At 69.8% G+C, this 3868-nt stretch carries 4 protein-coding genes; 3 read left to right on the top strand and 1 reads right to left on the bottom strand.

Annotated elements, in window-relative coordinates:
* From hrcA to BGN95_RS00250, 3 genes are all read left to right on the top strand, one after another.
* A partial coding sequence (gene hrcA, locus BGN95_RS00260; RefSeq protein WP_286771266.1) for a heat-inducible transcriptional repressor HrcA occupies nucleotides 1–769 on the top strand: 769 nt, incomplete at its 5' end.
* Nucleotides 770–791: 22 nt separating this feature from the next.
* Entirely contained in the window at nucleotides 792–1340 is a 549-nt protein-coding gene (grpE, locus tag BGN95_RS00255) for a nucleotide exchange factor GrpE (RefSeq protein WP_179512382.1), read from the top strand.
* A gap of 78 nt (nucleotides 1341–1418) precedes the next feature.
* Nucleotides 1419–2642 carry a threonine synthase gene (locus tag BGN95_RS00250; RefSeq protein ID WP_286771265.1) on the top strand — a complete coding sequence of 408 codons (1224 nt, stop codon included), beginning with the start codon at nucleotides 1419–1421 and terminating at the stop codon, nucleotides 2640–2642.
* 56 nt (nucleotides 2643–2698) lie between these two features.
* On the opposite strand, the gene murA is transcribed toward BGN95_RS00250, so the two are convergent.
* Nucleotides 2699–3868, bottom strand: a 1170-nt coding sequence (gene murA, locus BGN95_RS00245; RefSeq protein ID WP_286771264.1) for a UDP-N-acetylglucosamine 1-carboxyvinyltransferase, incomplete at its 5' end; no start/stop codon positions are given.

The following is a 3868-nucleotide window of genomic DNA, read 5'->3' as shown; positions in this document are numbered from 1 at the left end:
CCGTGCCGAGCGCGCCGCGATCGAGGCGCGCGCGGCGGGCGGCGGCCCGGTGGAGGAGGCGCTCGCCGCCACTACCGCGGCGCTTTCGGGGCTGTCGGCGTGCGCTGGGCTGGTGATGGTCCCCAAGCGCGAGCAGGTGCTGCGCTCGATCGGCTTCGTGCCGCTGACCCCGACCCAGGCCCTCGCAGTGCTGGTCAGCGAGGACGGCGCGGTGGAGAATCGCGTGATCGATCTCCCCGCCGGGGTCGACGCCTCGGCGCTGATCGAGGCGGGCAATTACATGTCGGCGACCTTGTCGGGGCTCACGCTGTCCGATGCGCGCGCGCGGGTCGAGCGCGAGCTGGCCGACGGCCGAGCCGCGCTCGACGCCACCGCGCGCGCGCTGATCCAGCGCGGCATCGCGGTGTGGAGCGAGGACGGCGGGCGCCGCCCGGTGCTGATCGTGCGCGGGCAGGGGCGCTTGCTCGACGATGCCGATGCCGCCGATCTCGAACGCGTGCGCGATCTGCTCGACGATCTCGAAGGCAAGCAGGAGATCGCCGCGCTGCTCGATTCGGCGCGCGCCGGCGACGCGACCCGCATCTTCATCGGCGCGGAGACGAAATTGTTCGCGCTTTCCGGCTCTTCGGTAATCGCCAAACCCTTTCGCGGGGCGGACGGGCGGGTGGTCGGCGTGGTGGGGGTGATCGGCCCGACACGGTTGAACTACGCGCGCGTCGTGCCCATGGTGGATTTCACGGCCGCAACGCTCGCCCGGCTGATGGGTTGAGCTGCTAACAGACAGGAATGAAATGACCGACAACGAGAATACCGACGTTCCCGAGGATCTGCGCGCGGAAACCGCCGAGGGCGCACCCGAGGTCGCCGAACATGATCGCACCGCCGAGCTCGAGGCCGCGCTCGCCGAGGCGAAGCAGCAGGCGCTCTATGCGCAGGCCGAGATCCAGAATGTCCGCCGCCGCGCCGAGAAGGACGCCGCCGACGCGCGCGCCTATGCCGCGACCAATTTCGCGCGCGACGTGCTGTCGGTGAACGACAATCTGGAGCGGGCGCTGGCGTCGATCCCGGCCGAGCTGCGCGAGGACGACAAGCTCAAGGGGCTGGTCGCGGGGCTTGAGGCGACGATGCGCGAGCTGGCCAATGTGTTCCAGCGCAACGGCATCACCCGCATCACCGCGCTGGGCGAGACGCTCGATCCCAACCGGCATCAGGCGATGATGGAAATGCCCTCGGCCGACGCCGCGCCGGGGACGATCGTACAGGAAATGCAATCGGGCTGGATGATCCGCGACCGGTTGCTGCGCCCGGCGCTGGTCGGCGTCGCCAAGGCGGCCGATTAAGCCAACCTCGTCATGCCGGGCTTGACCCGGCATGACGGAGGAAGATCAAGCGAGAACAACGGAAGCGCCGCGCACCTTATGAACGACAATCTCGTCGCCGAACGGCCGACTTTCGTCACCCATCTCGAATGTTCGCTGACCGGCGAGCGCTATGAGGCGGATCGGCTTCACGGGCTGTCGCGCGCCGGGCGCCCGCTGCTCGTCCGCTACGATCTCGCGGCGGCCGGGGCGGCGCTGTCGCGCGATGCGCTGACGGGGCGCGAGACCGATCTGTGGCGCTGGCGCGAATTGCTCCCGGTGCGCCACACCGCCAATGTCGTCAGCCTCGGCGAGGTCGAGACCCCGCTGATCCCGATCCCGCGCGCAGGCGGGGGCAAGGTGCTGGTCAAGGACGAGGGCCGCTTGCCGACCGGCAGCTTCAAGGCGCGCGGGCTGGTGATGGCGGTGGCGATGGCCAGGGAATTGGGCGTCACCCGCATCGCGATGCCGACCAACGGCAATGCCGGCGCGGCGCTCGCTGCTTATGCCACCCGCGCGGGGATCGAGACGATCGTGCTCTGCCCCGACGACACGCCGGAGGTGAACGTCCGCGAGATCGCGATGCAGGGCGCGCGGGTGTGGCGGGTCAACGGGCTGATCGACGATTGCGGCGCGATTGTCGGGCAGGGCGCGGCCGAGGGGCGCTGGTTCGATTTCTCGACGCTCAAGGAGCCGTATCGCATCGAGGGCAAGAAGACGATGGGGCTGGAGCTCGCCGCGCAGCTCGGCTGGCGGCTGCCCAAGGCGATCTTCTACCCCACCGGCGGCGGCACCGGGCTGATCGGGATGTGGAAGGCGTTCGACGAGCTCGAAAAGCTCGGCTGGATCGGCGCCGAGCGGCCGCGCATGTATGCGGTGCAGGCGGCGGGCTGCGCGCCGATCGTCCGCGCGTTCGAGGCGGGCGAGGAGCATGCCGCGCGCTGGGAAGATGCGGCAACCGTCGCCGCGGGAATCCGCGTGCCGCGCGCGGTGGGCGATTTCCTGATCCTGCGCGCGGTGCGCGAATCGGGTGGCAAGGCGCTCGCGGTGGGCGATCCGGCGATCCTCCGCGCGGTCGACGATTGCGCGCGGCAGGACGGATTGCTGCTGTGCCCCGAGGGCGGCGCGACCCTGGCGGCCTATCGCCAGGCGCTGAGGGACGGCGAGGTCGACGAGGATGAGGAGGTCGTGCTGTTCAATTGCGCGACCGGGCTCAAATATCCGATGCCCGAAGCGCCGAACGCGCTCGATCGCCACAAACCGGTCGATTTCGACGCTTTGTGACTTCTGCTCCCCTCCTTTCACGAGGGAGGGGAGCAGACGTGGGAGGGCCGGTGGCCTTACCCGTCGCTGGCGCGTTCGATATCGGCGCCGACCGCGCTCAGTTTTTCCTCAAGCCGCTCATAGCCGCGATCGAGATGATAGACGCGGTTGACCGCGGTCTCGCCCTCCGCCGCCAACCCGGCAAGGATCAGGCTCATCGACGCGCGCAGGTCGGTCGCCATCACCGGCGCGCCGACGAGGCGATCGACCCCGCGCACCACCGCGGTGCGCCCGCGCACCTGGATGTCCGCCCCCATCCGCGCCAGTTCGGGAACGTGCATATAGCGGTTCTCGAAGATCGTTTCGGTCAGCACGCTCGCGCCCTCGGCCTTGCACAGCATCGCCATGAACTGCGCCTGCATATCGGTGGCGAAGCCGGGGAAGGGCGCGGTGGAGAGCGTCAGCGGGCGGAGCGGGCCATTGGCCGAAACGCGCACCGACTTGCGCCCCTCGACCACCGTCACCCCTGCGTCGCGCAGCGCATCGAGCGTCGCGCCCATATCGTGCGCGTCGACATTGGTCAGTTCGATATCGCCCCCGGTGATCGCCGCGGCGCAGGCATAGCTCCCCGCCTCGATCCGGTCGGGCATCACCGCATAGGTCGCGCCGTGGAGCCGGTCGACGCCTTCGATCTCGAGCGTCTCGGTGCCGATCCCGTCGATCTGCGCGCCCATCGCGACGAGGCAGCGGCACAGATCGACGATCTCGGGCTCGCGCGCGGCATTCTCGATCCGGCTGCTGCCCTTGGCGGTGACCGCGGCCATCACGACATTCTCGGTCGCCCCGACCGACACGATCGGAAAGGAATAGCGTCCCCCCGCGAGCCGCCCGCCGGGCGCGCGCGCGGTGACATAGCCGGCGGACATTTCGAGCTCGGCGCCGATCGCCTCCAGCGCCTTAAGGTGCAGGTCGATCGGGCGGTTGCCGATCGCGCACCCGCCGGGGAGCGACACCCGCGCCTCGCCCGCGCGCGCGAGGATCGGGCCGAGCACGAGGATCGATGCGCGCATCTTGCGCACGATGTCATACGGCGCCTCGGTCGAGGTGAGCTGACCGGCACGGATCGTCATCACCCGGCCGAAATCCTCGGGGCGCGACCCTTCGATCGCGGTCGACGCGCCCAATTGGTTGAGCAAATGGCCGAAACTGTCGACGTCGGCGAGCCGCGGCAGGTTGCGTAAGGTCAG

It is taken from the genome of Sphingomonas sp. 66-10 (assembly GCF_001897045.1).
In the GTDB taxonomy this organism is placed as follows: Bacteria; Pseudomonadota; Alphaproteobacteria; order Sphingomonadales; family Sphingomonadaceae; genus Sphingomonas; species Sphingomonas lycopersici.
This window is presented reverse-complemented; position numbering and strand designations above follow the sequence as displayed.

Coding starts and splice junctions, on each gene's coding strand:
- BGN95_RS00250 (WP_286771265.1), top strand. CDS start 1,419: ATGAACGACAATCTCGTCGCCGAACGGCCGACTTTCGTCACCCATCTC.
- grpE (WP_179512382.1), top strand. CDS start 792: ATGACCGACAACGAGAATACCGACGTTCCCGAGGATCTGCGCGCGGAA.